The sequence below is a fragment of the Rhodococcus sp. BP-316 genome, assembly GCF_019836105.1.
In the GTDB taxonomy this organism is placed as follows: domain Bacteria; phylum Actinomycetota; class Actinomycetes; order Mycobacteriales; family Mycobacteriaceae; genus Rhodococcoides.
On sequence record NZ_JABUEE010000003.1, the window covers coordinates 438,467 to 461,516 of the forward strand.

The 23,050-nt window shown below is 69.2% G+C and carries 23 protein-coding genes; 17 read left to right on the forward strand and 6 right to left on the reverse strand.

Annotation, left to right across the window (positions count from 1 at the left end; genetic code table 11):
• Positions 1-172: 172 nt before the first annotated feature.
• From HQ312_RS08350 to HQ312_RS08395, 10 genes are all read left to right on the forward strand, one after another.
• Positions 173-892 (forward strand): GAF domain-containing protein, encoded by a 720-nt coding sequence (locus tag HQ312_RS08350; protein ID WP_027504123.1) that lies wholly within the window; start codon positions 173-175, stop codon positions 890-892.
• A 271-nt stretch (positions 893-1,163) separates the two neighbouring features.
• Positions 1,164-2,534, forward strand: a complete 1,371-nt coding sequence (locus HQ312_RS08355; protein ID WP_081821047.1) for a sugar transferase — start codon at positions 1,164-1,166, stop codon at positions 2,532-2,534.
• A 19-nt stretch (positions 2,535-2,553) separates the two neighbouring features.
• Positions 2,554-3,927, forward strand: coding sequence for an O-antigen ligase (locus tag HQ312_RS08360; RefSeq protein WP_222638313.1), 1,374 nt, complete (start codon positions 2,554-2,556; stop codon positions 3,925-3,927).
• Positions 3,837-4,889, forward strand: coding sequence for a glycosyltransferase family 1 protein (locus HQ312_RS08365; protein WP_056447022.1), 1,053 nt, complete (start codon positions 3,837-3,839; stop codon positions 4,887-4,889). Before HQ312_RS08360 ends, HQ312_RS08365 begins: the two co-directional genes overlap by 91 nt.
• Complete coding sequence (locus tag HQ312_RS08370; protein ID WP_081821048.1) at positions 4,889-6,439, forward strand: flippase; 1,551 nt, start codon at positions 4,889-4,891, stop codon at positions 6,437-6,439. Before HQ312_RS08365 ends, HQ312_RS08370 begins: the two co-directional genes overlap by 1 nt.
• Positions 6,436-7,521 carry a glycosyltransferase family 4 protein gene (locus HQ312_RS08375; protein WP_308123851.1) on the forward strand — a complete coding sequence of 362 codons (1,086 nt, stop codon included), beginning with the start codon at positions 6,436-6,438 and terminating at the stop codon, positions 7,519-7,521. The genes HQ312_RS08370 and HQ312_RS08375 overlap by 4 nt, the downstream gene beginning before the upstream one ends.
• Positions 7,522-7,732: 211 nt before the next feature.
• On the forward strand, positions 7,733-9,064 hold the full coding sequence (locus HQ312_RS08380; RefSeq protein ID WP_197027710.1) for a hypothetical protein: 1,332 nt from the start codon (positions 7,733-7,735) through the stop codon (positions 9,062-9,064).
• Positions 9,051-10,163, forward strand: coding sequence for a glycosyltransferase (locus HQ312_RS08385; protein ID WP_027504128.1), 1,113 nt, complete (start codon positions 9,051-9,053; stop codon positions 10,161-10,163). The genes HQ312_RS08380 and HQ312_RS08385 overlap by 14 nt, the downstream gene beginning before the upstream one ends.
• Positions 10,150-11,442 (forward strand): hypothetical protein, encoded by a 1,293-nt coding sequence (locus tag HQ312_RS08390; protein ID WP_222638314.1) that lies wholly within the window; start codon positions 10,150-10,152, stop codon positions 11,440-11,442. The genes HQ312_RS08385 and HQ312_RS08390 overlap by 14 nt, the downstream gene beginning before the upstream one ends.
• A gap of 6 nt (positions 11,443-11,448) precedes the next feature.
• Positions 11,449-12,654, forward strand: a complete 1,206-nt coding sequence (locus HQ312_RS08395) for a lipase family protein (protein WP_308123852.1) — start codon at positions 11,449-11,451, stop codon at positions 12,652-12,654.
• Position 12,655: 1 nt separating this feature from the next.
• Here the strand turns inward: HQ312_RS08395 and zwf are convergent, their stop codons facing one another.
• Positions 12,656-14,113 carry a glucose-6-phosphate dehydrogenase gene (gene zwf / locus HQ312_RS08400; RefSeq protein ID WP_056447015.1) on the reverse strand — a complete coding sequence of 486 codons (1,458 nt, stop codon included), beginning with the start codon at positions 14,111-14,113 and terminating at the stop codon, positions 12,656-12,658.
• Positions 14,114-14,237: 124 nt separating this feature from the next.
• Between zwf and HQ312_RS08405 the strand changes: the two genes are divergently transcribed.
• The 3 genes from HQ312_RS08405 (at position 14,238) to HQ312_RS08415 (ending at position 18,570) form a co-directional block, all read left to right on the forward strand.
• Positions 14,238-15,488 (forward strand): Ig-like domain-containing protein, encoded by a 1,251-nt coding sequence (locus HQ312_RS08405; protein ID WP_027504131.1) that lies wholly within the window; start codon positions 14,238-14,240, stop codon positions 15,486-15,488.
• Positions 15,489-15,624: 136 nt separating this feature from the next.
• Positions 15,625-18,009, forward strand: a complete 2,385-nt coding sequence (locus HQ312_RS08410) for an ATP-binding protein (protein ID WP_056447009.1) — start codon at positions 15,625-15,627, stop codon at positions 18,007-18,009.
• A gap of 27 nt (positions 18,010-18,036) precedes the next feature.
• The gene (locus HQ312_RS08415) at positions 18,037-18,570 is read left to right on the forward strand and encodes a DUF1992 domain-containing protein (protein ID WP_027504133.1); all 534 of its coding nucleotides are present in this window, start codon (positions 18,037-18,039) and stop codon (positions 18,568-18,570) included.
• Here HQ312_RS08415 and HQ312_RS08420 read toward each other — a convergent pair.
• From HQ312_RS08420 to mrf, 5 genes are read right to left on the reverse strand one after another with little or no spacing between them, the layout of a single operon-like run.
• On the reverse strand, positions 18,485-19,660 hold the full coding sequence (locus HQ312_RS08420; RefSeq protein WP_027504134.1) for a cation:proton antiporter: 1,176 nt from the start codon (positions 19,658-19,660) through the stop codon (positions 18,485-18,487). The genes HQ312_RS08415 and HQ312_RS08420 overlap by 86 nt on opposite strands.
• A 3-nt stretch (positions 19,661-19,663) precedes the next feature.
• Positions 19,664-20,143, reverse strand: coding sequence for a cation:proton antiporter regulatory subunit (locus HQ312_RS08425; protein WP_027504135.1), 480 nt, complete (start codon positions 20,141-20,143; stop codon positions 19,664-19,666).
• Positions 20,144-20,160: 17 nt separating this feature from the next.
• Entirely contained in the window at positions 20,161-20,337 is a 177-nt protein-coding gene (gene rpmF / locus HQ312_RS08430; protein WP_056447007.1) for a 50S ribosomal protein L32, read from the reverse strand.
• Positions 20,338-20,340: 3 nt separating this feature from the next.
• On the reverse strand, positions 20,341-20,598 hold the full coding sequence (locus HQ312_RS08435) for a type B 50S ribosomal protein L31 (protein ID WP_027504137.1): 258 nt from the start codon (positions 20,596-20,598) through the stop codon (positions 20,341-20,343).
• Entirely contained in the window at positions 20,595-21,893 is a 1,299-nt protein-coding gene (gene mrf / locus HQ312_RS08440; RefSeq protein ID WP_027504138.1) for a ribosome hibernation factor-recruiting GTPase MRF, read from the reverse strand. Before mrf ends, HQ312_RS08435 begins: the two co-directional genes overlap by 4 nt.
• A gap of 148 nt (positions 21,894-22,041) precedes the next feature.
• Here mrf and rpmB point away from each other — a divergent pair, with 148 nt between their 5' ends.
• Genes rpmB through rpsR form a run of 4 tightly spaced genes read left to right on the forward strand, consistent with a single transcriptional unit; the run spans position 22,042 to position 23,022 of the window.
• Positions 22,042-22,278, forward strand: a complete 237-nt coding sequence (gene rpmB, locus HQ312_RS08445; RefSeq protein WP_027504139.1) for a 50S ribosomal protein L28 — start codon at positions 22,042-22,044, stop codon at positions 22,276-22,278.
• 1 nt (position 22,279) lies between these two features.
• Entirely contained in the window at positions 22,280-22,450 is a 171-nt protein-coding gene (rpmG, locus tag HQ312_RS08450) for a 50S ribosomal protein L33 (RefSeq protein ID WP_027504140.1), read from the forward strand.
• The gene (gene rpsN, locus HQ312_RS08455; RefSeq protein ID WP_222638315.1) at positions 22,450-22,755 is read left to right on the forward strand and encodes a 30S ribosomal protein S14; all 306 of its coding nucleotides are present in this window, start codon (positions 22,450-22,452) and stop codon (positions 22,753-22,755) included. Before rpmG ends, rpsN begins: the two co-directional genes overlap by 1 nt.
• Positions 22,756-22,767: 12 nt before the next feature.
• Entirely contained in the window at positions 22,768-23,022 is a 255-nt protein-coding gene (rpsR, locus tag HQ312_RS08460; RefSeq protein WP_027504142.1) for a 30S ribosomal protein S18, read from the forward strand.
• Positions 23,023-23,050: the final 28 nt, after the last annotated feature.

Here is a 23,050-nt window from a genome sequence, read left to right on the forward strand (position 1 = left end):
TCCGCGCCGAGTCGGCCTCGAACGCGAAACAGACCGATCGGTGAGCACCGGCCCAGGCTAACAGCGGCGGCCGCGCGGGGCGTACCAGCGAAAACGGACACCGGCGAGGCTCCGGCTGCGATGATTCTCCACATCGCTCGATCCCGTACAAGCCTGCATTAGTATCGGCGAAATGACGACGGGAAACGACGGCTTCGACGCCCGCCTCAACGAGGTTCTGGAACAGCAGGCCGTGAGGGTGGGCGAGACGGTGCCCGCCTATGTTCGGCGCGCCGTCATGACACGCCTGGTGAAAGAACTTGCCGAGGCGGACGACACCGATCTCGGCCATCTGCTCAAGCGCCTCGAGTCGACGGCGGATCCGGTGCCCGACACGCCCGCGTCCACACCTCCGGCGGCATCCGACATGCCCGCGATCGTCACCGATCCCGATCGCGTGCGCGCCGTCGAGGCCACCGGGCTGCTCGACACCCCGTCCGAACCGGCCTACGACCGCATCGTGGCCATGGCCGCGGACGCGTTGTCCACGCCGGGCGCCTCGATCTCCTTGATCGACAAGGACCGACAGTTCATCAAGAGCGCTGTCGGTTTCGGGCCGGAGGAAGAACGACCTCGGGAGATTCCCCTCGAGGCCGGAATGTGCCGCCACACGGTGGCCCTGGGTGAACCACTGCTGGTGGAGGACGCCCGCCTCGACGAGAAGTTCATGAACCACCCCGGCGTGCTGGACAAGACCTTCATCTCCTACCTCGGCATCCCGTTGGTGGACGACGGCGGTCACGCGGTGGGCACGCTGTGCGTCTGGGACGCCGAGCCACGTCAGTGGACGACGGGGCACGTACAGGTACTGAAGGACATCGCGTGGATGGTTCGCGAGCGAATTTTCGAGTGAGCGAACCATTCCGGGCGTGATCTACATTTTCGCCTCGTTAGTCTGTCCATCGGTCGCTTTTCCGTAATGGCGCCGTGACCATTCTGAGAAGACAACTCCAAAGAATGGTCTAGTGTTGACCTCGGTCGGTCAACCACTAGGTCCGTACGGAGTGAATCCTGTGTCCGAAACACTGGAATCGCGAGATACGTTGCTACGCAACGCCCCTGCCACGAGGGTGTCCAATGAACGTGGAATAGCGGACCGTCTTCGCGTCGATCCCGCACACACGATGGTCACCATCGCGGCAGACGCGACGGCAGCGATCGTGGCTGTTGCCGTGGCGAGGTTCTGGCCGGGAACGGGCGGCATCGACTACGGCTGGGTGCCGTGGTTGTTCGTGCCGCTGGTTCTGCTCATCCTGGCGTCCCGCTCGCTCTACCGACGCGGACTCCGCCGGAACTTCCTCGACGAGATCGGTCCCGTCGAGACGTCCGTCGCGCTCGCCACTCTGCTGGTGCTGACGATCTTGCTGGTCATCGGCACGGAGTACCGGCCCGGCCTCTTCATGGTCCGGGTGTGGATCGCCGCGGCGATCCTGGTGGCGGTGGCGCGGTTCCTGCGCACCGCGATCCAGCGGTACCTGCGGGTGAACCACAAGTCGGCGGCTCCGACGCTCATCATCGGCGGCGGTCCGATCGCCCACCAGCTGGCGTCGCGCATGCACCAGTTCCCCGAGTACGGCCTCGACCCCGTGGGCGTGCTCGACAAGGCACCCGCGGTCGATCCGCAGCCCGACACTCCCGAGGCACTGACCGTCCCCTACATGGGCACACCGTCGCAGCTCGCGCAGGCCATCGAGCAGACCGGCGCCGAGGAGCTCGTCATCGGGTTCTCGGACGTTCCGACCGAGAGTCTGGTCAAGGCCATCCGCACCGCCCACTCGAACGGCATGCGAGTGTGGTTAGTACCGCGCCTGTTCGACACCGTCGGCGTGCGGACCCGCGTCGAGCATCTCGGCGGGTTGCCCCTGATGGTGCTGCCGCACACCGACCCCAAGGGATGGCAGTTCGTCGTCAAGGGCGTCATGGACCGCACCCTGGCCGGACTGGGCGTGCTGGTCCTGTCTCCCGTCTTCCTGGTGCTCGCGCTGCTGGTCAAGACGAGCTCCCCCGGACCCATCTTCTTCTCCCAGGAGCGCATCGGCCGTGACGGAAAACCGTTCGGCTGCCTGAAGTTCCGGTCCATGCGTCCGCCGCGTGCCTCGGACGCCGAGTTCACTCGCGTCGAGGGCGCCGCTCCGGGCGGCGTCGAGGGCGTCGATCGCCGGACGCGCATCGGCAAGATCATGCGTCAGACGTCGCTCGACGAGCTGCCCCAGCTCCTCAACGTCGTTCGCGGCGACATGAGCCTCGTGGGTCCCCGACCGGAGCGCCCCGCGTACGTGGATCTGTTCGAGATGCAGATCCGCCGCTACGGTGAGCGCCACCGGGTGAAGGCCGGTGTCACCGGGTGGGCGCAGGTGCACGGACTGCGCGGACAGACGTCCATCGCCGACCGCGCCGAGTGGGACAACTACTACATCGAGAACTGGTCGCTGTCCCTCGACATCAAGATCCTGTTCCTCACCATCGCCGCGGTCCTGAAGAAGGCGGAAGACTGACCGTGTCGGCGGTCCCGTCATGCTGATCGTCCTCGAGGGTCTCACCGCGGTCGTCGTGCTGGTCGTCGCGTTCCTGGTGGCAAGCGCGGTCTTTCACCGACCGCAGCTCGGGGTGCTGCTGCTGGCCGCGTTCGTCCCGCTGAACGGTCTCCTCGCCATCCTTCCGCTGCCCGGCTTCGTCGCCGGCTGGAAGGAGGGCCTGGTGATCTTCACGCTCGGCAGCGCCTGGATCCGGCGCAGTCGAGCGCTGGGCCCGCGTCGTCCGACACTGCTGATGCCCTGGTGGCCGGCCGCAGCCCTGTTCGTGGTGTTCGGGACCGCGTCGGCACTGCTGTCGTTCGGGATCATCGGCTTCGTCGGCATCAAGGTGACGTTCTTCTACCTGCTGCTGGTGGCGATCCTGTGGCTCGCGCCGTTCGACGCCCGCGACCGGGACCACCTCGTCAGCATCCTCATGGGCATGGGCGCGTTCACGTCCCTGGTCGGCATCGCTCAGTTGCTCGCGGGACCGGCGGCGCTCGTGGCGATCGGGTACGAGTACGGCACCCAGGTCCGGACGTCGGGCGGGCTGCTCCGCACGTTCAGCACGTTCAACCTGCCCTTCCCGTTCGGGCTCTACGTGATGCTGTCGCTGCTCGTCGGCGGAGCCGTGGCGCTCGCGAACCCCATGCGCCGGCGCAACCTGCTGTTCCTGTGCGCGAGCCCGTTCATGGTGGTCGCCATGTCGAGTGCCATCGTGCGAGCGGCGCTGCTCGGACTCGCGGTCGGGCTGATCTACATGACCATCATCCGGTTCCGCGCACTCGGCGGTCTGCTCGTGATCATGGCGGCGCTCGTCGGCGCGATCCTGCCGTTCGTCCCCAAGATCACGTCGGTCTTCTTCTCGTCGAGCAGCCTGAACGAACGTGGCGGTCGATGGAACGAGGTCATCGAGAAGGTGCGCACCCACTGGCTCGGCGAGGGGCTCGGGTCGAGTGGTGCGGCAGCGGACCGGATCTCGTCGGCGCAGGGTGAGAACATCACCGGGTCGCTCGGGCTGTCCACCAACTACCAGCCCGACAACTACTACGTGAAGACGGCTCTCGAACTCGGTCCGATCGGACTGTGGGCCGTCCTCGCGCTCCTGGTGACCGCCCTGATCTGGTGCACGCGACTCTCCCGCACCCTCCCCGGTCAGGACGGCGCGCTGACACTCGGTGTCGGCGCCTCCATCGTCGCGGCGATGTTCGCGTCGCTGGTGGCCACCTATTTCGAGATCTTCCCTATCGACGTCTATTTCTGGCTCTTGTTAGGAGTTGTGGGATGCGCAGCAGCACAACACGAATCGTTTTCGGGGCCCTCGCCCTCCGTCCCGGCGGCAGCGGCGTCCAGACGTACATCCGTGAGCTCCTGAGGGAGCTGCCCGGCCGTCTCCCCGGAACGGACCTCGCCGCCGTCGTCCAGAAGGACGCGATCGGCGAGCTGCCGACAGGCGTCGACGCGCTCCCCCGGCCGGTGTCCGGCGGTGCCGTCCGCGCGGTGCTCGGTGCGCTCCCGGTCGGATCGCACGACGTGGTCCACGGGCTCGACGTCGATCTCCCCCTCGTCGGCCGGGGCGCCACCGTCGCCACGGTGCACGACATCTCGGTCATCGACATGCCGTCCGCGTCGAGTCGCTTCCGCGCCGCCGGCGAACAGCGCCTCGTGCGACGGTCGCTGCGCAAGGCCGACCTGCTCATCGCCGTCTCGCAGTTCACCGCCGACCGCATCAAGGCCGTCAGCGGCCGCGACGCCGCGGTCGTCGAACTCGCCCCGGCAGCCTGGGCCGTGCCCCCGGAGGACGGCGCGGTGGAGACGGTGCGCGCGAAGTACGGTCTGCCCGAACGCTTCGTCATGCAGGTGGGCACCGTGGAGCCGCGCAAGAACGTGCAGTTGGTCGCCGACGCCGCGGAGAAGCTGGGCGTGCCCTTCTTCCTGGCGGGCGCGGGGTCCACGGGCCCGGACGCACCCCGCTACGCGAACGGGCTCGGCTACGTCGACGTGGAGGACCTGCCCGCACTGTACGCGGCGGCGACCGTCACCGCGTACGCGTCGCGTTACGAGGGCTTCGGGCTGCCCCCGGTCGAAGCGATGGCGTGCGGCGGCGCCGTGGTCGCGAGTGCGGTGGGCGCCCTGCCCGAGGTGGTCGGCAAGGGCGCCGTGCTGCTCGACAACGAGCGGGTCGACGACTGGGCGGAGGCACTGAGCCCGTTGATGTTCGACGAGACGGCGCGCGCGGACCTGGTGACCGAGGCCCTGCACGCGATGGCCGACCTGACGTGGGCCCGGACCGCCGAGCGCACCGCGGACGCCTATCGGGACGCAGGCCTGCTCTGATGGACGACGACATCACCGTCGAGGGTGCCGTGATCCCCGAACCCGAGACCCCCGAACCTGAGACGACGGCACCTGAGACCACCGCACCCGACTATCGCGCGCTCGCCGCCGATCCGAAGGCGGCGGCGCGGGCGACCGCGGCGGTGCTGATCTCCCGCGTGATCGTGGCGGGACTCGGCTGGGTGGGCAGCGTCATCGTGGCCCGCTCGCTGAGCCCCGAGGGGTGGGGTCAGTTCAGCTTCGTCTTCGCGCTGCTCGGACTCATGTCCGTCGTCACCGACCTCGGCGTCGGCCGCGTCGTCCTGGCCCGACTGATGGACGACGACGCCGAGGAGATCGGCCGCACCGCCTCGTCGTTCCTCGCACTGCGCACCGTGCTCGGACTCGTGGGGTACGTGCTCGCCGTCGGCTACGTCGTGGTGCTGCAGTACCCGGGTGAGGTCATCGCGGCGACCGCTCTGGGCGGCCTCGTCGTCGTGTTCGCGACGCCGTCCCACGCACTCTCCGTGCTGTTCCAGGCTCGCCATCGACTGTTGCTGGTCGCGGTCATCGAGAGCCTGGGCCAGGGCCTGCAGCTGGTGCTCACGATCCTCGCCGCCGTCTTCGCGCCGGTGCTGCTGATCTTCGTGCTGCCGGCCGTGCTCAACGAAGCGTTCCGCGCGGTCGGCAAGGGTCTCGCGGTGCGGCGGCGGTCGGTGGGCTTGCGCCCCTCTCGTCACATCGACGTCCACCGGTGGGGTGCCTACCTCCGCGAGGCGATTCCGCTCGCGATCGGCTTCGCGCTGACCATCGCGATGCTGAAGATCGACGTCCTGATGCTGAGCCTTCTCGACACCTTCGACGCGGTCGGCCTGTACTCCATCGGCTACAAGTTCTCCGACATGATGGACACCATCGCGCTGGCCGCCGTGGCGCCGGTGAGCACCCTCCTCGTGGCGGCCTGGCCGAGCGAGACGGCCACGTTCCGCGCCCGATCCCGTTCCGCGGGACTGTACTTCGCGACCTTCGGCGCCGTCGCCGTCGCCGGCTTCTGGCCCTCTGCCGAGCCGCTCATCCGCCTGCTCTACGGCGAGCGCTTCGCTCCCGGTTCCGACGCGGCACGGCTCCTCGTCCTCGGTGCCGCGATCATGTCGCTCATCCTGCTCGGCATCTTCCTGCTCGCCTCCGCGGGGATGCAGCGGCACTACCCGCTCGTCGCGCTGTTCGGCCTCGCTCTCAACATCGGCCTCAACGTCGCGCTCATCCCGAGGTTGTCCTACAACGGATCCGCCATCGCCACCGTCGTCACGTTCGGTGTCACGGTGATCATGCTGTGGGTCGTGATCGAGCGCAGCATGCCCATGTCGGGGCTGCTCGCCGTGTCGCCGATCCTCGTGCTCGCCGCCGTCACGGCCGCGGTGACGGTCGGGGCGACACTGCTCGTCGACGCGGCACCGTCCCTGTGGTTCCTGATCTCGGTCGTCGCGGCGCTCCTGGTCGCCGCGTGCGGGTTCCTCCTGACCAAGCGCGACTCGCGCAGCAACTCTCCTGCCCCGGAGGTCGCCTCGTGACTCCGGATCGCACCACCGTGTTCGTCGCGCACACCGCGAACATCTCGGGTGCCGAGAAGATGCTGCTGTCGCTGGTGTCCGAGGCACTGCGGGGGCCGGGCGGAGTCACCGTCGTCTGTCCCGTCGGGGCGCTGTCCGAGGCGCTGCCCGACGCCGCGGTGCACGTCGCGATCCCCGAGCTGGGCCTGGGCGGAGAGCAGGGAGTCGCCCGCATCGGCGCCGCGGCGAGGATGGCGGCGCGGTGGGTGTCCGCCGCACGGACGCTGCGTGCGGTGACGCGACGGCCGGCGACCCAGACCGTCGTCAACTCGCTGTTCGCCCTCCCCGCAGCGCGACTCGCCCGGCCACCGCACGGTGTCGCCTGGCTGGTGCACGATGCGATCGCGGCGGGACGCCAGCGCGCCGTGGCATCGGCGAGTCGAGGCGCCGTCCGCCGCGCGGTCGCGTGCACGTCCGCCGCGGCGGCACCGGTACGCGACCTCGGCATCGAGGTGGAGATCGTGCCCTACGGCGTGCCGTGGCCCGTGGAGGATTTCGCCGCCCCCACGCACTCGCCGCCCGTCGTGGGCATGCTCGCGCTCCTCACTCCGTGGAAGGGGCACCTCGTTCTGCTCGACGCGGTCGCGAGGCTCGACGACGTGGTGGTCGAACTGGCGGGCGGCAGCTTCTCCGGCGATCAGGCGTACGTCGACGAACTGCACACGCGGGCAGCACGTCCCGATCTCGCGGGACGTGTCCGCTTCCTCGGGCACGTCGATCCCGACAGCGCGCTGCGCCGGTGGGACGTCGTGGTGTCGGCCAGCGTTCTCCCCGAGGCGGGGCCCCTGTCCGTCCTCGAGGCCATGTCCCACGGGGTGCCGGTGGTGGCCACCGATCACGGCGGTCCCACCGAGTTCCTCGCTCGCGGGGAGGGCGTGCTGGTCCCGCCGGGTGACGCGGCGGCACTGGCCGACGCTCTGCGAAGGGTGCTCGGCGACGACGCGGCGCGCGCGGACATGGGAGCACGCGCGCGGGACACCGTCGCGACGCGTCACGACATCTCGATCACCCTCCCCCGACTGTTGACGGAATTGACCGCATGAATGCCACGACAGAAAGAGCCATCAGCCATTCCTCACGCGCCCAGAATGGGTACCGCGTCGGTTTCACGACGGCCCGCGAACCGATCTCCCGAACGGTGACACACGGCAATTCACCTACGCAGGAATGGTCTCCGTCCCTGCGTAGTATCGAATGGGACATGCCGTCGACCGGGCATGACCGCACGCGCACCAGCAACTCGAGGAGATTCGGTTGGCGCCCGTAGACGACCCCGTGCACCGCGGAGACGTACCTCCGCCGATAGATCTCGCCGGGCACATGCGGGAACTGGGACGCGCGTTCCTTCCCGCTCTGATCATCGCGCTGATCGTCGGCGCCGGCGTCTTCGCCCTCCGCGAGTACGGCACCGAGAAGCAGTACGCGGCATCCGTCGTGACGGAGATCCGGGCGACCGGCGAGGTGATCCCCGGCGACGCGTTCATCGAGCAGCTGCGCGCCCCGTTCATCGGGCTGGCCGCGGACAACGACGTGCTCGATCAGGTGCTGTCGCAGGTCGACACAGGCTGGGACGCCGGTGAGCTCGCCTCCCACCTCGAGCTCGCCCCGGGAACGTCGCCGGCGCTGCTCACCTTCACCGTCACCGCGGACTCCCCCGAGCTCGCCCTCGAGGTCGCCCGCACCACGGTGACCACGGTGTCGCAGGCGTCGTCGGCCAACGCCGCCCGCAACGCACAGGGGCAGCTCGAGCAGGTTCAAGCCTCGATCGCGGCCGAGGAAGCCCGCAACTCCCAGCTCATCCCGGGCGACCCCGCCCGCTCCGCATCGGACCAGTCGCTCGCCGACCTCCGCGACCAGCTGACACAGCTCCAGAGCACGGGCGGCGGGAACCAGCTGGTGGTGCTCGCCGTGCCCGAGCAGAGCACCGCCCCCGTCTCACCGATGCCGGCCTCGGAGGCCTCCGTCGCGGGTCTGGTGGCGTTCATCGTCGCCGCCGAGCTGATCGTGTTGCTGCGCAGTCGACTCGGGCGTCGTCCGCGGCCCGCGTGGGCCCGCCGCGTCGCTCGCAAGTACCAGGCCGACTTCGATCCGAAGGTGACCACGGGCCTGCCGCCCATCGTCGCCGCGACGGTGGCCGCGTCGGACCGGGGCGCGTCGTCGTCCAACGGGAACGGCAGCAACGGCAACGGCACCCGATCGGCCGGCGCTCGGCACGCCGCCCACGGCCGCATCGAGCAGAACGTGCTGGTACTCGTCGGTGACGACGCCGTGTATCCGGCTCCCACCTCCCTCTCCACGGGCGGGCAGCCCCGCCACCCGGACGCACTCGTCGGGGCCGACCTCACGAGCGAGTGGTGGACCTTCGTCGACGTGCACGACGTCGAGACCGCGGTGGTACTACTGTCGTCCGGTGGACGCGACCGCCGAGCTGCCGAGGGAGTGCTGAAGCAGCTGCGGACGTTCGGCATCCACACTCACCTCGTCGTGCAACCGTCCGGCCGCAAGCGCCGGTCCGATCCCGCTCCGGGTGGACGCACGGCCTCCCAGCGCCCCGAGGAACAGGTCGGACACAATGCCAGACACTGACAAGATCGCGATCGTCCACGAGCGCTTCACCGAGATCGCCGGATCCGAGCACGTCGTCGAACAGCTCGCTCTGCAGTGGCCGGGCGCGCGCGTGTACGCACCCATCGCCCGTCCCGAGGGAACTCCCGCCGGGCTGACCACGCCGCCGAACACCACGTGGCTCAACTCGATCTACAACGGCATCGGTCAGCGGTCCTACGCCCCGGTCCTGCCGCTGATGCCGACGGCGTTCCGTCGTCTGCCGTTGCGCGACGCCGAGGCCGTCGTCGTGAGCCACCACGCCTTCGCGACGCAGGCCGTGCACGCGACCGACGCTCCCGTCATCGCCTACGTGCACAGCCCGGCGCGTTGGGCGTGGGATCCGGAACTGCGGGCGGGTGAGGGCGGCGGCCGCGCAGGTGCCGCGATCCTCACGGCACTGTCGGCCGTCGCACGGCGCTGCGAGACAGGAGCCGCGCCGCGTCTGACCACCGTCGTCGCCAACTCGACCGCCGTCGCGGACCGCATCTCGCGCTGGTGGGGACGAGACGACGCCGTGGTGGTGCACCCACCCGTCGACACCGAGGGCTTCACTCCCGATCCGACGGTGGAGCGTGAGGACTTCTTCCTGCTCGCCGGTCGCCTGGTGCCGTACAAGCGTCCCGACATCGCGATCCGTGCGGCAGCCCTGGCGGACGTACCGCTCATCGTCGCCGGCGACGGCCGCGCGATGGAGCAGTGCCGCGCCCTCGCCGGACCGAAGACGGTGTTCCTCGGCCGCGTCTCGCACGAGAAGCTGCTCGAGCTCCACCGCTCCACGCGTGCACTGCTGATGCCCGGCATCGAGGACTTCGGCATCGTTCCCGTCGAGTCGATGGCCACCGGTACCCCGGTCATCGCGCTCGGTGAGGGTGGTGCCGTCGACTCGGTCATCCACGGCACCACCGGATTGCACGTGCAGCCCGGTACCGACGACGAGATCGTCACCGGTTTCGCCGACGCCATGACGTCGTTCGACCCGGCCCAGTTCGATCGAGCGCAGATCCGCGTCTGGGCGGAAGGCTTCTCGCGAGCCAACTTCCGCTCACGGATGCAGGAGGTGATCGATGCCGCAGTCTGAGTACCCGTCGACCGAACTCGACCGCACCTTCGCGTCCGCGCAGACCCTCGCCGTCGTCGGGCCGACGGCGGGTCTCGACGTCGCCGCCGCGCGGGCGATGCTCGCCGCGGCGGAGAACGCGTCCCCCACCTCCCGCATCCGGCTCGATCCCCGCTCGGACAGTCGGAACTGGGCGTACCGCACCGACATCGGCGCCGGCACTGCCGTCACCAGCAGACCGGATCTGGCCACCGACGATCTCGGTGAGCTGATGGACCGGGTGCGCACCCGCGACGGTGTACGCGCCCCCGTGGAGATCGTGCTGTGCGGTGACTACGCCGTGGTCCACTACTCCCACGGCGTGGGCGACGGTCAGCTCGGTGTACTGCTGGTCGGCGCCGCCGCGAGCGACCCCGGCTTCGCGATCGCACGCAGCATGGCGCCGTCGCTGCCGAGAAGCGCCACGTGGAGTGCTCTGCGGCGGCACTACCGATCCAACCCTCGTGCCCTGCAGGACTTCCGGCGCCTACGCGCCGTCCACAAACGGCGTGACGCGACGGCCGACGGGGCGCCGACGCGCCGTATCGAGCACTGGGAATCGTCGAAGACCACGCGCGCGGCCTACATGCGTCCCGAGCAGGTGGCGGAACTGCGATCGTGGTCGAAGGCGAACGCGCCGGGCGCCACCGGCGCGTCGGTGTCGGTCGCTCTGCTCGTCGCCGCTCTGCGCTCCGAGGGTGTCCCCCTCGACGAGCACGTCATGATCCTCTTCAACTGCCGCCGGTACCTCGACGAGAAGCACCGCGCGGAACACGGCAACTTCGCGATCGGTATCCCGGTCCGCCTGCCCGTGCTGCCGACGCCGGGTGACGTCGCCGGTGTCATGAAGCAGGTCATCGACTCCGGCTGGCCCATCGCCGTGCTCGGAATGGCCGATGCCCGAGCAACTCTCAAGGGTCACCGGACAGCCCCGGCGCCGGCGCCGAGCGAGGACGTCGTCACGGTGCCCGACCGACCGCGACTCGCGGTGAGCGACCTGGGCACCCTCTCGATCTACGACCATCTTCCCTGGCTCGACGACGGTCGGCCCCGTCAGATGACGGCTTCTCTCGAACCCGACGGCCCGGACGGCATCTCGATCCTCGTCTCGCAGGTCCAGGGCGGACGTTCGTACTCGGCGTCGTTCTGCAGCGGCATGATCGAGACCGAGACGGTCGACCGTGCCCTCGCCCGCGCGTGTGCCGATCCCGTCGGCCTGCTGAGCCGGAACACGGCCGACCTGCGCTCCGACGGGGAGTGACGTGCGGTGGCCGCGATCGAGACGACGACCGCGCGCCGCCACGTCGCGCTGACCTGGCTGTCGGTGTTGGTCGTCCTCTGCGCGAGTTGCGCTGGGCTGCCCGGAGAGTCGGACCCGGAGACGGCCGTCGACTCTCTCGCCGACGTCGCCGCCGGCTCACTGCTGGGCACCCCCCGTGACTTCGCGGGCTATCCCGCGCTCGCCACCCTGACAGCGGTGTCGAAGACGGTGCTCTACCGTTCGACCTCCGGCATCGACGGCTCCGCCACCGAGGTGAGCGGGCTGGTCCTCGTTCCTCGCGGCGACCCACCGGCGGGTGGGTGGCCGGTCGTCTCCGTCGGCCACGCGACCACCGGTACCGACAGTCGGTGCGCGCCGTCCACCCACATCGGGCTGCTGGGGGCGCTCACCACCGTGATCCCCTTCCTCGCCAACGGTTACGTGGTCGCCATGACCGACTACGAGGGCCTGGGCACCCCGGGTCCGCACCCGTACCTCGATGCCGCCACGGCCGGCAACAACGTGATCGACGCGGTGCGCGCAGCGCGCGAGGTGGAACCGACGGCGTCCGACTCCTGGATCGGCTACGGCGTCTCCCAGGGCGGGCAGGCGGTGTGGGCCGCCAACGAACGGGCCGCCGACTACGGCGACGGACTCCGCCTCGTCGGCACCATCAGCATGTCCCCCGCGACCGACCTGAGCCCGCTCGTCGACGCGATGGTGGCCGGAACACTCACCGCCGAACAGGTCGCGCTGGTGCCGTCGGTCCTGACAGGGCTGTCCGTCGCGCACCCCGACCTCCAGGTGACCGACTACCTCCGCGGTGTGCTGTACGAACGCCGGGACGTCTTCGCCGCCTGCGAGGGCGAGAACGACGGTCTCGAGAGCGCGATCGCCGAGTCCGTCACACCGTCGGACTACGCACCGGTGGACGAGGCCGCCGCAGATCGTCTGCGCGCGTGGCTCACCGAGGCCGGAGTGCCGGGCGCCGCGGCGACCGCGCCCATGTTCGTCGGCTACGGCGAACTGGATCGACTCGCACTCCCGGAGTGGACGGTGGCCGCGGTGCAGCGAGCGTGCGCACTCGGCGACACCATCGAGCTCCGCGAGGCACCGGGACAGGGCCACGGCATCCTGAACCTCGGAAGTGCGCCGGCGGAATGGCTGGACGGCCGGTTCGCCGGGACACCGGCGCCGAGTACCTGCAACTAGGTCACTCCCCGCGCCACTCGCGCTCGAACGGCAGCCGCCACGCATCGGGCGCGACCAGACTGTGGATCGCGTTGGGACCCCACGATCCCGGCGCGTAGGACCGGACGGGCGGCGGGTCCTCGAGCAGCGGTGCCGAGACCTCCCACAGCCGCTCGATGCCCTCGGACGTGGTGAACAGCGTGTGATCCCCGTGCATCGCATCGAGGATCAGCCGCTCGTACGCCTCCAGAACGTCTGCGGCACTCTCCGTCTCGTGCAACGCGAACTGCATGCTGAGCTTGTCCAGGCGCATGCCCGGGCCCGGCCGCTTGCCGTAGAAGGAGAGCGACACCTTCGACGAGTCGGTGAGGTCGAAGGTCAGGTGGTCCGGCCCCTGGGCGCCGACGCCGGAGCCCGCCGGGAACATCGACTTGGGCGGCTCCCGGAACGCGATCGAGATGATGCGCTGCCCCTCGGCCAGCTTCTTGCCGGTCCGGAGATAGAACGGCACACCCGCCCACCGCCAGTTGTCGATGTGGCACTTCAGGGCGACGAAGGTGTCGGTGTCCGAGTCGGGGGCGATGTCCTTCTCGCTGCGGTAGCCGGAGTACTGGCCGCGCACGACGTTCCGCGGATCGAGGGGAAGCATGGAGCGGAAGACCTTGTTCTTCTCCTCCTTGATCGCCTCGGGTTCCAGCGCGGTGGGCGGTTCCATGGCCGTGAAGGCCAGTACCTGGAACAGGTGGGTCACCACCATGTCCTTGAAGGCACCCGTCGACTCGTAGAAGCCGGCGCGGCCGTCCAGTCCCAGAGTCTCGGGCACGTCGATCTGCACGTGTTGGATGAACGTGCGGTTCCAGATCGGCTCGAAGAGACCGTTGGCGAAGCGGAACGCGAGGATGTTCTGCGCCGGCTCCTTGCCGAGGAAGTGGTCGATGCGAAAGATCTGCTCCTCGGCGAAGGTCTCGTGCACAGCCGCGTTGAGCGCGACGGCGCTGGCGAGATCGGTGCCGAACGGCTTCTCCATGATGATGCGGGCCCGCTCGACGAGCGTCGCCTCGGAGAGCATGTCGATGACGGCGAGCGCCGCGGACGGCGGTACCGACAGATAGTGCAGCCGCTGCACGCCGTCCCCGAGTTCCTTCTCCGCCGCTGCCACCGCGTCCGACAACGCCTGCGGGCCGGCGGTCTGGGGCACGTAGGTCAGGCGAGTCGCGAAGCGGTCCCACTCGTCCTCCGTCGGTGTGCGCGTGGAGAACTGCTCGATCGCCTCCTTCGCCATCGCTCGGAACTCGTCCGACGTCATCTCCTGCAACGACGTACCGACGACGCGCATCCGCGGCGCCAGTTCGGACAGGACGAGGTGCATCATCCCCGAGAGCAGCTTGCGTTTGGCCAGGTCTCCGGTGGCACCGAAGAGGACGACCACCTGGGGCGGCAACGCGTCCGGGACGGAGGATCGGCGGCGAGTCGTGGTCATGCCCGCGATGCTTCCATCGAACCCGCACTCCCGCTCGGCGGGGGTGAGCGCCGCGCACGCGCTACCGTGGTGGTCAGCGCCGTGTCGTCGCGCTGCCCGATTCCGCACCTTACGGAGCACCCGCATGTCGTCCCGTCCTGCCCTTCTCCGCACCGTTCTCCTGGCGTGCCTCGCGTTCGTGATGCTGCTGGCCTCGGCCTGCACCATCGGATCGAGTGACGGCGGCTCGGGAGGTGATTCCGGCGGCGCGCCGGAGACGACGCAGGCCGCACCCGCGCCGACCCTCACCCTCGACCCGCCGGACGGCGCGGCCGACGTCAACCCGCTCGCGCCGGTGAGCGTGACGGCGTCGAACGGCACCATCACCGCGGTGCGGATGACGAACGCGGACGGTGTCGTCGTCGACGGGGTCGTGACACCCGACGGATCCACCTGGAAGCCGGCCACCACGCTCGGCTACGGGAAGCAGTACTCACTGGAGATCGACACCGAGGCGACCGACGGCGCCGCGCACGAGCAGACGAGCACGTTCACGACCGTGGAGCCGGACAACTACACGCTGCCGTCCTTCGTGACGTCGGGCGGCAACCTGCTCACGGACGGGGGCACCTTCGGCGTCGGCATCGTCGCGGTGGTGCACTTCGACGAGCCCATCGGTGACCGCGCCGCCGCCGAGCGCACGCTGTCCGTCCAGACCACGCCCGCCGTGACCGGATCCTGGTACTGGGCCGACGACCAGAACGTCCACTGGCGGCCGGAGAACTACTACACGCCCGGAACCGCGGTGACCATCTCCGCGAAGGTGTACGGCGTCGAGGTCGGTGAGGGCCTCTTCGGACAGGAGGACGTCACCACGTCGTTCACCATCGGCGACTCGCACGTCTCCGTCGCCGACGACGACACCAAGCAGGTAGAGGTGTACGAGAACGGCACGCTCGTGCGCACCATGCCCACGTCGATGGGCATGGGCGGCAGCGAGACCGTCGGTGGCCAGACGTTGACGTTCTGGACTCAGCCCGGCGTCTACACCGTGCTGGACAAGGCGAACCCGGTGATCATGGACTCCTCGACGTACGGCCTGCCGGTGAACTCGCGCCTCGGGTACAAGGAGTCGATCAACTACGCGACGCGCATCAGCAACGACGGCATCTACCTGCACGAACTCGAGGACACCGTGTGGGCGCAGGGCAACACCAACGTCTCGCACGGCTGCCTCAACCTGAGCCGGGCCAACGCGTCCTGGTTCTACGACTTCTCGGTGCCCGGCGACGTCGTCGAGGTGCGCGACACCGGCGGTGCACCGCTGCAGCAGTGGCAGAACGGTGACTGGAGCGTCCCGTGGTCCGAGTGGCTCGCCGGGAGTGCGCTGGCCTGATCCGCTCGCAGTCGTCACCACCCCGCGCGCACCTTTACACTGTACGGAGACGCGCGAGGAAGGTTCATCAGGAATGCCGGGGACGACGACAGCACACAGCGCATGACGGGTGTGCTCGCATGATGCACGTGGTCGCGTGACGACCCGCGACGAGCTGTTCCCCGGCACGGACGCCACCTCGACCGCCCATCGCGAGTTCGACTGGTCGACGACGTCACTCGGACCGGTCGAGAACTGGCCGGACGCACTGGTGACCGCCATCCGCACGCTGTTCCCGTCCGAGGTGGGACAGCTCGTGTGGTGGGGCGAGGATCTGGTCCAGCTCTTCAACCACGCCTACACCCCGATGGCAGGCGACCTGTTTCCCGAGGCCGTGGGCCAGCGCGCCGCGGACTGCTGGCGCGTCGGCTGGGAGCAGCTCGGCCCGTTGGCGCACGACGCCCTGCGCGGCACCGCCGTCCATCGCACCCGTCAGCGCGTCCTGCTGGACCGTTTCGGCTACCTCGAGGAGACGTTCTTCACGTTCTCCTACAGCCCGATCCTCGGTTCCGGCGACACGGTGAACGGGGTCTTCGTCGCCACCACCGACGTGACCCAGCAGGTGCTGGCGGAGCGCCGCATGTCGGTGCTGCACGAGCTGGGCTCGATCTCCGTGGCCTCCCGCGACATCGACGACGTCTGCCGGGCGTCACTGGACCTGCTCGCCGGCAACGAGGCCGACGTGCCGTTCGCGTCCATCCACCTCCGCACCACCCACGACGCGGAACTCGGCGAGATCCGTCCCGTCGCCTCGACGTCCGCGACGCTCCCCGGTCGGCCGCACACCGCCACGACCGTCGATCGCGGCGTGATCGATCGCGTCAGCACGAGCGGTGTCGGCGAGATCGTGGGCACGACCGCCGTCGTGCTCCCCCTGCACGCGTCGTCGGGCCGACCCGTCGGCGTTCTCGTGGCCGGCATCAGCGCGTTGCGGCGCTTCGACGAGCCGTACCGCGTGTTCCTCGATCTGGTGGCCGGACGCATCTCGACGGCGCTGACGGATGCGTACTCGTATGCGGCAGAACGCCGCCGGGCTCGCGACCTGGAAGAGCTGGATGCTGCCAAGACCCGGTTCTTCGAGAACGTCAGCCACGAGTTCCGCACCCCGCTGACACTGCTCCTGGGTCCGTTGGGCGACGTGGTGGACGACCAGGAGAACCCACTGCCGCCGCACCGGGTGCGATCGCTGCAGACCGCGCGGCGCGCGGCACTGCGACTGCAGCGACTGGTGGACACCCTGCTCGACGTCGCCCGCGGCGATGCCGACGGATTCGTCGTGTCTCTCGAACCGACCGACATCGTCTCGCTCACCACGGACTGCGCCTCGATGTTCCGCGACGCGACGGCGCGGGCCGGCGTGGAACTGCACCTCGCACTCGACGGCGTCACCCACCGCTTCGCCGAGATGGACCGCACGATGTGGACTCACGTGGTGATGAACCTGGTGTCCAACGCGGTCAAGTTCACGACGGCGGGATCGGTGACCGTGAGCCTGCGAGACGACGCGGACACGGTGACGTTGACGGTCACGGACACCGGGCCGGGTGTCCCCGAGGCCGACCGAGCGAAGATCTTCGACCGGTTCTATCAGGTCGCGGCCGCCGCCGGTCGCAGCCGCGAGGGGTCCGGCGTCGGACTCTCCCTGGTGCGCGACCTCGTGGCCGCCCTGCACGGCACCATCGACGTGAGCGACGGCCCGGACGGCACGGGATCCACGTTCACCGTGACGCTTCCCCGCACGGTGGCGTCCGCGCCGCCCGCCTCCGACGCCACCACACAGGAGGTCGCGGAAGCGTTGGGCGCCGGGTACATCGGTGAAGCCGACACCTGGCGACCGCTGGACGGCGTCCGGACCGATCCGACACCCGATCAGCGCCAGGTGGTGCTCGTCGAGGACAACGCCGACATGCGCGACTACCTCGTCGGACTGCTCCGCGAACAGAACTGGCACGTGACCATGTTCGCCGATGTCGACTCCGCGATGGCGCACGCCCGCGCCCACCCGCCGGACGTCATCCTCAGCGACATCATGCTGCCGGGACGCTCCGGTCTCTCGCTCGTCGACGAGGCGAGGTCCGACGGCCGGCTGGTGCGCGTCCCGATCGTGTTGCTCAGTGCACGTGCGGGATCCGAGTCGGTCGTCGAAGGCCTCCGCCTCGGTGCGGACGACTACGTGACCAAGCCGTTCCAGCCGGCGGAGCTCGTCGCACGTGTCCGGGTGCACCTCGAGCTCGCCCGGTTGCGGGAGCAGCTGCTCGGCAGCGCGCAACGCGAGGTGTCCTCGCTGCGCACGGCGCTCGACAGCCGCAGTGTCCTGAGTCAGGCAGTGGGCCTGCTGATGGTCACGCAGCGGATGTCGCCGGAGGCGGCCTTCGACCACATCGCGACGATGAGTCAGGCCGCCAACGTCAAGGCTCGGGTGATCGCGGAGCAACTGGTCCGCGACTTCGTGGAGGAGCTCGGGTCCGACCCCGTCGGATAGGCACAGCAGCGCAGGAGGTCTCGTCGCATGACGGAACGCAAGCCGTCGGACATCAGTGTCCAGACGTGGGTGGACCGGCAGATCGCGTCCGCTCAGGAGAACGGCGCCTTCGAGAACCTGCCGGGCCTCGGCAAGCCGATCCCGCCGTCGAGCACCGACGAGTTGTCCTGGGTGCGGGGGTATCTGAAGCGCGAGAACCTCTCGGGCGATGCTCTTCTGCCGACGCCGCTCCGCCTGCGCAAGGAGGTCGAGCGTCTCCCGGAGGCGTTGCGGGACGTACGGTCCGAGGACGCGGTCCGTGCGATCGTCAAGGATCTGAACGCGCGCATCATGGACTGGCTGCGGGCGCCCGTGGGACCTCAGGTACCCATCGGCCGCGTCGACGCCGACGAGGTGGTCGCGCAGTGGACCCGGGACCGGTCAGCGGCTCGGGCAGCGCTCGCGGCGAAGAAGGCATCGCTGCAACAGGCCGGTCTCATGACGTCGGACCCCGCGCCGCCAGCACGCGCAGCGTCACGGGCTCGACGACCCTGGCTGCGATGGGTCCGGCGACGGCCATGATCAGCACGTAGGCCGTGGCGAGTGCGGCCAGCTCGCTCTCCACGGCGCCGGCCGCGACGGCCAGACCCGCGATGACGATGGAGAACTCGCCGCGCGCGATCAGTGCTGCCCCGGCACGCATCCGGCCCAGCTGTCCCACGCCGATCTGCTTCGCGGCCCACGCGCCGGTGGCCACCTTGGTCACCGCGGTGATGACTGCGAGCAGCACCGCGTACCCGAGGACGGGCGGGATCGAGCGCGGGTCGGTGTTGAACCCGAACACGACGAAGAAGATGGCCGCGAACAGGTCACGCAAGGGCTCGAGCACCCGGGTGGCGGCCTGGGCGGTGGATCCCGAGATGGCGATCCCGAGCAGGAACGCCCCCACGGCCGCGGACACCTGCATCGCCGACGCGATTCCGGCCACCAGGAGGGCGAGCCCGAAGACTTTCAGCAGCACCACCTCTCGGTCCCGGCTGGCGACCACCTTCGACACCACCCACCCGTACCGCAGTGCGACGACCAGCACGACGGCGACGACCAACAGGGAGATCCCCACGGCCTCGGCGCCGCCGAGAATGCTGACGCCGCCGAGCACCGCGGTGAGGATCGGCAGATAGAGCGCCATCATGAGGTCCTCGAACACCAGGATGGACAGCACGACGGGCGTCTCGCGGTTGCCCAGTCGGCCCAGGTCACCGAGCACCTTGGCGACGATGCCGGACGACGAGATGTAGGTGACACCGCCGAGCACCAGGGCGCCGATCGGTCCCCAGCCGAGAATCAGCGCTGTCACCGCACCGGGCACGAAGTTCAGCACCAGGTCGACCAGGCCCGCGGTCCACGACCGTTGCAGCCCGGTGACCAGTTCGTTCGCGGTGTACTCGAGTCCGAGGAGCAGGAGCAGCAGCACCACGCCGATCTCGCTCGCGAGATGGGTGAAGTCGTCGATGCCGTCGAGCTCGACGATGCCGCCGTTGCCGAAGAACAACCCGGCGAGCAGATAGAACGGGATGGGGGACATGCCGATCCGCGAAGCGAGCCTGGCGAGCAACCCCAGCGCGAAGAAGACAGCGCCCAGCTCGGTCAGTCCGAGCGCAGTCTCTCCCACCCGTCAGCTACCGAGGATCTTCGCTGCGTGATCGAGACCGTCGCTCGTTCCGACGACGACGAGCAGGTCGCCCGAGACGAGGGTGAAGTTCGGCGGCGGCGACGGCTGGACCTGCCCCGCCCGCATGACCGCCACGATGGACACCCCGGTCTTGGTCCGCATGGCGGTGTCGCCGAGAAGTCGGCCGTCGAAGCGGGATCCCTCGTGGATCGGCAACTGCCGGGTCCGGATACCGGGGAGGTCGCGGTGCTCCTCCCCCAGCTGCGCGACGAGTTGCGGCGTGCCCAGCAGGTTGCCGAGCGCCGCCGCCTCCTCGTTCGTCAGCGTGATCGACGCCTGCGTCGAGTCCGGGTCCTCCTTCTTCGACACGATCAGCTCGTTCGTGCCGTCCTTGCGCGTGATGACCCCGATGCGTCGCCCCGTGGACAACGCGAAATCCTTGCGTACCCCGATGCCGGGAAGCAGGGTGACGTCGACGTTCATGCGGCGATGCTAGCCCCTCAGGTCAGTCGTGACGGGTCCAACAGTCCCGTCTGCACCGCCTTCACCAGCCGACGCGGCACCCGGTGCGTCACGCCGCCGACGGTGACGGACACCAGATCCGGCGGCGTCGCCTTCCACTGCGAGCGTCGACTGCGCGTGTTCGAGCGGGACATCTTCCTCTTGGGAACAGCCACGGGTCAGGCCTTTCTCGTGCGGGTGCCGTAGCGACGCTCGAACTTCTCGACGCGTCCCTGCGTGTCCATCACCCGCGCCGCGCCGGTCCAGAACGGGTGCGACTCGTTGGTGACGTCGACGACCACCAGCGGATATGTGCGACCGTCCGAGTACTCGACGGTGCGATCGCTGGTGACGGTCGACCTCGTCAGGAACATCGATCCCGTCCCGGAGTCCTGGAATACGACCGGATGGTAGTCCGGATGTACGTTCTTCTTCACTGTGCAGCCCTTCTGTCGTCGTCCGCCCCGACGGCGGAACTGTCTGTCTCGCAGGGATCTTCGTGGTACTGCCCGAAAGGGTCGGCCCACTCGGCCCAGAGCTCGGGAGTCTCGAGCTCGTCCGGCGTGAGCAGCGCGTCGGACAGCGCCGCGTACACGTGCTCGGGATCTGCCTCGTGCACCAGCACCACCAGCGACTGCGCGCGGTCCCCGTACTCCTCGTCCCATGCGAGTGCGGCGAGAGCGCGGCGGGCGGTGGGCGCCTCCTCGTAGTCGTCCGGTGCCATGGCCGCGAGCCACGAGCCCGCGGAGGCAACCCGGAGCCCACCGCCGGCGGACTCGAGCCACAGCACGGCGTCGGGTTGCGTGGCCACCCACAGCCGACCGCGGGTGGCGACGACACCGTCGAGGAGAACATCGATCGCGTCGTGCAGCCGGCCCGGGTGGAACGGCCGTCGGTCCGTGAACTCGACCAGGGTGACGCCGCACTCCGCCGACAGCGGCGGCTGCCCGTCGAGCAGTGGCGCGTGGGCGTCGTCGACGAGTCCTCGCCGCGCCGTCGCCGGAACGCGGGCCAGCAGGTCTCGCGGACGTTCGCCCGGCAGGATCCAGACCCGCGGCGCGCGTGGTGCGAGCCGCGCCAGTACCGCATCGAGGCGCGCGGCGTCCCACCGATCGACTCCGGTGTCCGCGACGACCAGCAGATCGGATCCTCGAACGGTGCCGACGGCGACCTGCGCGACGGTGCGGTCGTCGAGAAGATCCACGACCTGACCGCCGTCGGGCCCGGGCGGGAACGCCCGTTCGCCGACGAGCTCGTCGCCGGTGGCGTCGGACAGCCAGGTCGCGCCGTCGACGCAGCCGACGACCGCCTCGATGCGCACGTCTCGCGACGCCGTGGCGTCCACCCGGCCGACCATGCCGGTGACGACGGTGTTCTCGATCGCCCAGCAGATCGCCTCGACCTCCAGCGAGGGATCGACCCGGACGACGATGCGTCGCACGGACGAGTCCGCGGAGACCGATCGCAGCAGGGGCAGCAGATCCTCCCGCAGCAGGCAGGAGACGCAGCACCCGAGACCCGCCAGGTCGACGACCCGGGTGGTCGGCGTGCCGTCGTCGTCCATCCGGACCGTCCGCCGCCGCACGACACCGACGGTGGCGTCGGAGAGGTCGTGGTGCAGGACGATCGTGCCCGGCTCCTGGAACGTCGCGCTCACCGCGGCGCCGAGATCCTCCGGCCCGCACACCACGACCAGGGGCGTTCTCCTGTCGGGCGCCTCGAGGTTCTCCATCGGCACTGCACGTCCTTTCGGTTCTTCGAGTTGTCGACAACGATTGTCAGTTACCGGCGTCCGAGCGTACAGTTCCGATACAGCGCTTGTCGACAATTGTTGTCGATAAAGTCACCGGTCACCAGTCGACAGAGAGGAAGGGTTCGCGATGTCCGCGCACTGCGACGTCACAGGACGGGTCCCGAGCTTCGGGAAGTCCGTCTCGCACTCCCACCACCGCACGAGTCGGAGGTGGAACCCCAACGTGCAGCACAAGACCTACTTCGTACCGAGCCTCGGCCGACGAGTGCGGCTGACGGTCTCGGCGAAGGGGATCAAGACCATCGACCGCGACGGCATCGACTCCGTCGTCACGCGGCTCGTCGCGGCCGGAAAGAAGTTCTGACATGGCGAGCAAGAGCACCGACGTCCGGCCGATCGTGAAACTGACGTCGACCGCCGGCACCGGCCACACGTACGTCACCCGGAAGAACCGGCGCAACGATCCCGACCGACTGGTCCTGCGCAAGTACGACCCCGTCGTGCGTCGACACGTCGATTTCCGGGAGGAACGCTGATGGCCACGAAGTCGAAGATCGCCCGCAACACCCAGCGGGCCGAGATCGTCGCCCGCCACGCGGCACGTCGCCACGAGCTGAAAGAGCTGATCCGGAGGCCCTCGACGAGCGACGAGGACCGGTTCGCGGCGCAGCGGGCTCTCCAGCGTCTACCGCGCGATGCGAGTCCGGTAAGATTGCGCAATCGAGACGCTGCGGACGGTCGCCCGCGCGGGTACCTCCGAAAATTCGGACTCTCCCGCATCGGCGTTCGAGAGAGAGCACATCGCGGGGAACTTCCCGGCGTCCACAAGAGCAGTTGGTGAGATGGAGAACTCATGGCAGTGAAGAGGGGCCCGTCCAAGAAGGATCGGGTCGAGAAGGATCGCAAGCCCAAGAAGAACCCGCTCATCGCGGCGGGCATCACCGAGGTCGACTACAAGGACGTGAACCTGCTGCGTCAGTTCATCTCCGATCGCGGCAAGATCCGTAGCCGCCGTGTCACCGGGCTGACCCCCCAGCAGCAGCGTCAGGTCGCCACCGCCGTGCGCAACGCACGCGAGATGGCGCTCCTTCCGTTCACCACCCGCTGAGTGTCGACCGGTAGGGGCTGACAGGCCC

Bases quoted from the DNA above. Each gene is read 5' to 3' on its own strand.
- HQ312_RS08350 (WP_027504123.1), top strand. From the start codon at position 173: ATGACGACGGGAAACGACGGCTTCGACGCCCGCCTCAACGAGGTTCTG.
- HQ312_RS08355 (WP_081821047.1), top strand. From the start codon at position 1,164: ATGGTCACCATCGCGGCAGACGCGACGGCAGCGATCGTGGCTGTTGCC.
- HQ312_RS08360 (WP_222638313.1), top strand. From the start codon at position 2,554: ATGCTGATCGTCCTCGAGGGTCTCACCGCGGTCGTCGTGCTGGTCGTC.
- HQ312_RS08365 (WP_056447022.1), top strand. From the start codon at position 3,837: ATGCGCAGCAGCACAACACGAATCGTTTTCGGGGCCCTCGCCCTCCGT.
- HQ312_RS08370 (WP_081821048.1), top strand. From the start codon at position 4,889: ATGGACGACGACATCACCGTCGAGGGTGCCGTGATCCCCGAACCCGAG.
- HQ312_RS08385 (WP_027504128.1), top strand. From the start codon at position 9,051: ATGCCAGACACTGACAAGATCGCGATCGTCCACGAGCGCTTCACCGAG.
- HQ312_RS08390 (WP_222638314.1), top strand. From the start codon at position 10,150: ATGCCGCAGTCTGAGTACCCGTCGACCGAACTCGACCGCACCTTCGCG.
- zwf (WP_056447015.1), bottom strand. From the start codon at position 14,113: ATGACCACGACTCGCCGCCGATCCTCCGTCCCGGACGCGTTGCCGCCC.
- HQ312_RS08405 (WP_027504131.1), top strand. From the start codon at position 14,238: ATGTCGTCCCGTCCTGCCCTTCTCCGCACCGTTCTCCTGGCGTGCCTC.
- HQ312_RS08415 (WP_027504133.1), top strand. From the start codon at position 18,037: ATGACGGAACGCAAGCCGTCGGACATCAGTGTCCAGACGTGGGTGGAC.
- HQ312_RS08425 (WP_027504135.1), bottom strand. From the start codon at position 20,143: ATGAACGTCGACGTCACCCTGCTTCCCGGCATCGGGGTACGCAAGGAT.
- mrf (WP_027504138.1), bottom strand. From the start codon at position 21,893: ATGGAGAACCTCGAGGCGCCCGACAGGAGAACGCCCCTGGTCGTGGTG.
- rpmB (WP_027504139.1), top strand. From the start codon at position 22,042: ATGTCCGCGCACTGCGACGTCACAGGACGGGTCCCGAGCTTCGGGAAG.
- rpmG (WP_027504140.1), top strand. From the start codon at position 22,280: ATGGCGAGCAAGAGCACCGACGTCCGGCCGATCGTGAAACTGACGTCG.
- rpsN (WP_222638315.1), top strand. From the start codon at position 22,450: ATGGCCACGAAGTCGAAGATCGCCCGCAACACCCAGCGGGCCGAGATC.
- rpsR (WP_027504142.1), top strand. From the start codon at position 22,768: ATGGCAGTGAAGAGGGGCCCGTCCAAGAAGGATCGGGTCGAGAAGGAT.